Here is a 3,153-nt window from a genome sequence, read left to right as displayed (position 1 = left end):
TCCGGTGTCCTCTCGTAGTTGGTTCGGAGTGGTCTGCGCGACGAGGCGGCCATCTCGCATCAGCAACAGGTCCCCGCAGTGATCGGCTTCGTCCATCACATGGCTGGAAACCAGCAGGGTGGTCCCGCCGCGAGCCAGGTCGGTGAACTGCTCCCACAGATCTGCACGCAGTACCGGGTCCAAACCCACCGTCGGCTCGTCGAGGACCAGTAGCTCGGGCCGGCAGACCAACGCACACGCCAGCGACACCCTGGTGCGCTGACCACCGGACAAGTTGCCGCAGTAGGCGGTGCTGTGATCGCTGAGGCCCACCCGGTCGATCGCGGAGTCGGCGGCGTCGCCGCCAAAACCGTAGAGCGCTGCGAAATATCGAACGTTGTCGACGATCCGCAAGTCGTCGTAGATCGTCGGATCCTGTGGCAGGTAACCGATCCGGTGCCGCAACGCCGAGGACCCAGCGGGCAAACCGAGCACCCGCACGGTGCCCGACGCGACGAGCTGGGTGCCGACAATGCATCGGATCAACGTGGTCTTTCCGCAGCCCGACGGTCCGAGCAGACCGGTGATACTGCCGCGGGCCACCCGCACCGAGAAGTCGTGCAGTGCAAGCCGTTTGCCGCGAACCACCCGCAAGTGGGTGATGTCGATCGCTACCTCATGACCCGTTGACGTTAATTCATCATTTGATGAAGTCATCATACGATGAATATTCACCCCTGCTGGTCGGCTGTCAAGAATCGCGGGCAGAATCTGTCTGGTGGGCGCTGACCAACTTGCGGTCGACCCGGTCGACGCCGCGCATCGACTACTTGGCGCAACCCTCACCGGTCGTGGCGTTATCGCGACAATCGTCGAGGTCGAGGCCTACGGTGGGGGACCCGATGGCCCCTGGCCGGACGCCGCGGCGCACTCATACCGCGGTGTGACCGCCCGCAACACGGTGATGTTCGGCCCGTCCGGTCGGCTTTACACCTACCTCAGCCACGGCATCCACGTCTGTGCGAACGTGGTCTGCGGACCCGACGGAATCGCGGCCGCCGTCCTGCTCAGGGCTGCAGTCGTCGACACCGGGTTCGACATCGCCCAGTCCCGGCGCGGAGCGGCGATCCGCCCCCGCGCACTGGCGCGTGGGCCGGGGAATCTCTGCTCGGCCGCTGGAATCACCATGGCCGACAACGGAATCGACTTATTTGATAGCGACAGTCCAATACGGTTGACACTCAACGACGCGCCCGAAGCCAGTGCGGGACCTCGGGTCGGAGTCAGCCAGGCTGCCGACCGGCCGTGGCGGCTGTGGTTGCCCGGCCAGGCAGAAGTCTCCGCCTACCGGCGCAGTCCACGAGCGCCGGCACCGGGCGCCAGCGACTGATTCGACGCGCCGTCCCGGTCGCCCGCCGCGGGCGCGTCACGCAGATGCGCGAAGATCTACGACTGTGGCTGCTGAAATCCTCGAGGAGCTGAACTGGCGTGGACTGATCGCGCAGTCCACCGACCTTGACGCGCTGACCAAGGATGCCGCCGACGGTCCGATCACCCTGTATGCGGGATTTGATCCCACCGCGCCGAGTCTGCACGCCGGTCATCTGGTGCCGCTGTTGACGCTGCGGCGTTTTCAGCAGTCCGGCCACCGGCCGATCGTTCTTGCCGGTGGTGCCACCGGGCTGATCGGTGACCCGCGCGAAACCGGCGAGCGGGTGCTCAACACCGATGTGACGGTCCAGGAATGGACCGAGCGAATTCGCGGACAGCTCGAGCGATTCGTCGACTTCGACAGCTCACCGGCGGGCGCCATTGTCGAGAACAACCTCGAGTGGACCAGCGCAATGTCGGCGATCGAGCTCCTGCGCGACGTCGGCAAACATTTCTCGGTCAACGTGATGCTTGATCGAGACACCATCCGGCGACGGCTCGAAGGTGAGGGGATCTCCTACACCGAGTTCAGCTACATGCTGTTGCAGGCCAACGACTACGTCGAACTGCATCGACGCCATCGGTGCGTGCTTCAAATCGGCGGATCCGATCAGTGGGGCAACATCATCGCCGGCGTCCGGTTGGTGCGGCAGAAGTCGGCCGCCGCGGTGCATGCCCTCACGGTTCCGTTGGTGACCTCCGCGGACGGGACGAAGTTCGGAAAGTCCACTGGCGGGGGCAACCTGTGGCTGGACCCCGAGATGACGACGCCGTATGCCTGGTACCAGTACTTCGTCAACACCGCCGACGCCGACGTCATCCGGTACCTGCGCTGGTTCACCTTCCTGTCGGCCGACGAGGTGGCCGAACTGGAGGCGGTTACCGCGGAGCGACCGCAGCAGCGCGAGGCACAACGCCGATTGGCGCGCGAGCTCACGACCCTCGTGCACGGCGAGCACGCCACCGAAGCCGTCGAACACGCGAGCGCGGCATTGTTCGGGCGTGGGGAACTGGCCCGCCTGGACGACGCCACGTTGCGGGCCGCTCTGCGGGAGACGTCGATCGCCGAGCTGACAACGGGAACACCGGACGGAATCGTCGACCTGCTTGTCGCCAGCGGCCTGGCACCAAGCAAAGGGGCCGCGCGGCGCACCATCGCCGAGGGCGGGGCGTACGTCAACAACACCAAAATCGACGACGAGACCTGGGCGCCGCAACCCACCGACTTCCTGCATGGACGGTGGCTGGTGCTACGCCGTGGCAAGCGAAACATCGCCGGAGTCGAGCGCCTCGGCTGACCTTGGCGCAGCCCGAAACACGCCGTCTAGCAGCTTGTTTGACTGCGAGTTTCCGGTCGCGTAACTTAATCGCGTCGCCGCGACACGGTCAGTCCGTCGAGCGCGGCGATGTCCAAGAGGGAAGTTCCACTTCGGTGGTGTGCTTTCGTCGTCCGTACAGCGAGTGAGCGGCCAAGAGCCGCGGGTCTTGTTGCGCGGCCGGTTGGGGTGTTGTTTGAGAACTCAATAGTGTGTTTGGTGGTTTTGTTTTTGTTGTTGTTTTTTGCCATGCCTTTCAGCTTCCCGTGTTGGGGGTGTGGTTTGTTTTTGTGATGCCAGTTTTTTGGTGTCTTTTTGTTGGGTTCAGATTGTTCTGATTGGATTCGCCTGCCTGTGTGGTGGGGGTTTTTGTTTGGAGAGTTTGATCCTGGCTCAGGACGAACGCTGGCGGCGTGCTTAACACATG

At 64.0% G+C, this 3,153-nt stretch carries 3 protein-coding genes; 2 read left to right on the top strand and 1 reads right to left on the bottom strand.

What is annotated here, in order from left to right; translation table 11 throughout:
- The coding region (locus WAN02_RS06375) for an ABC transporter ATP-binding protein (RefSeq protein WP_422263324.1) at positions 1–699 on the bottom strand (699 nt) is incomplete at its 3' end.
- 58 nt (positions 700–757) lie between these two features.
- On the opposite strand from WAN02_RS06375, the gene WAN02_RS06370 reads away from it, so the two are divergent.
- Together WAN02_RS06370 and tyrS are read left to right on the top strand one after the other, a co-directional pair.
- A complete protein-coding gene (locus tag WAN02_RS06370) occupies positions 758–1,369 on the top strand; it encodes a DNA-3-methyladenine glycosylase (RefSeq protein WP_422263323.1) in 612 nt (203 codons plus the stop codon).
- A gap of 64 nt (positions 1,370–1,433) precedes the next feature.
- Positions 1,434–2,708 (top strand): tyrosine--tRNA ligase, encoded by a 1,275-nt coding sequence (gene tyrS / locus WAN02_RS06365; protein WP_422263322.1) that lies wholly within the window; start codon positions 1,434–1,436, stop codon positions 2,706–2,708.
- The last annotated feature ends 445 nt before the right edge of the window (positions 2,709–3,153 follow it).

Source organism: Mycobacterium sp., assembly GCF_049281135.1.
Classification (GTDB): domain Bacteria; phylum Actinomycetota; class Actinomycetes; order Mycobacteriales; family Mycobacteriaceae; genus Mycobacterium.
This window is presented reverse-complemented; position numbering and strand designations above follow the sequence as displayed.